A 215-nucleotide genomic window follows, 5' to 3' on the forward strand; every position below is an offset into this window, starting at 1 on the left:
CCAGCATGAACGGTGGATTGACCGATCCCGTCAAATGCCCCGGACAATTTATGACTGGCACCATTATCTGGCGGTGGTCCAGCGTAAACCCGGTGCATTACGCAATGGTGCCCCCTTCGCGGACCTGCCGGCGGGGTTCCGGCGATTGCAGGATCAGATTCTGCGGCGTCCCGGTGGAGATCGCGACATGGTCGATATCCTTGCCCTGGTTCTGC

General features: G+C 60.0%; 1 pseudogene. It reads left to right on the plus strand.

Annotated features, from left to right (window positions below):
• A pseudogene (locus ACM9LZ_RS26175) lies at window positions 1–215 on the plus strand (IS21 family transposase); the annotation flags it as partial.

Origin of the sequence: Niveispirillum fermenti, assembly GCF_048066175.1 — a bacterium.
GTDB lineage: Bacteria > Pseudomonadota > Alphaproteobacteria > Azospirillales > Azospirillaceae > Niveispirillum > Niveispirillum fermenti.